This is a genomic window from Pseudomonas brassicacearum subsp. brassicacearum (assembly GCF_008801605.1).
Lineage (GTDB): Bacteria > Pseudomonadota > Gammaproteobacteria > Pseudomonadales > Pseudomonadaceae > Aquipseudomonas > Aquipseudomonas brassicacearum.
This window is the reverse complement of record NZ_VZPJ01000039.1, coordinates 1-928: the sequence shown is the minus strand read 5'-3', so window position 1 is coordinate 928 and position 928 is coordinate 1. Positions and strand designations below refer to the sequence as shown.

The 928-nt window shown below is 62.3% G+C and carries 1 protein-coding gene; it reads left to right on the top strand.

The window, feature by feature from the left end:
• On the top strand, positions 1-928 hold a 928-nt coding region (locus tag F7R20_RS31400), incomplete at both ends, for an OprD family porin (RefSeq protein ID WP_151180636.1).

Sequence of the window (928 nt, the reverse complement as noted above, 5' to 3'; positions counted from 1 at the left end):
TCAACCGCAACTTCACCAACCCGAACAATGCCCAAGGCAAAGCCGAGGAATGGACCCAGAGTTTCATCCTCGACGCCAAGTCCGGCTTCACCCAGGGCGTGGTCGGTTTCGGCGTGGACGTGCTGGGCCTGTACTCGGTCAAGCTCGACGGCGGTCGTGGCACGGCCGGTACGCAACTGCTGCCGGTGCATGATGACGGGCGCCCCGCCGATGACTTCGGTCGCCTGGGTGTCGCCCTCAAGGCCAAGGTGTCGAAGACCGAACTGAAAGTCGGTGAGTGGATGCCGGTACTGCCGATCCTGCGTTCCGACGATGGCCGTTCCCTGCCGCAAACCTTCCGTGGCGGCCAAGTGACCTCCACCGAAATCAACGGCCTGACTCTCTACGGCGGCCAGTTCCGCGCCAACAGCCCGCGCAACGACGCGAGCATGGAAGACATGTCGATGAACGGCCGCGGTGCGTTCACCTCCGACCGTTTCAACTTCGGCGGCGGTGAATACGCCTTCAACGAAAAACGCACCCAGGTCGGCGTCTGGTACTCGGAACTGTCCGACATCTACCAGCAACAATATTTCAACCTGACCCACAGCCAGCCCATCGGCGACTGGACCCTGGGCGCCAACCTCGGCTACTTCATCGGCAAGGAAGACGGCAGCGCCCTGGCCGGCGACCTGGACAACAAAACCGCGTTCGCCATGCTTTCGGCCAAATACGGCGGCAACACTTTCTACGTCGGCCTGCAGAAAGTCGGCGGCGATGATGCCTGGATGCGCGTCAACGGCACCAGCGGCGGCACCCTGGCCAACGACAGCTACAACTCCAGCTACGACAACGCCAAGGAAAAATCCTGGCAAGTGCGCCACGACTTCAACTTCGCCGCTGTCGGCGTGCCGGGCCTGACCCTGATGAACCGCTACATCAGCGGTGA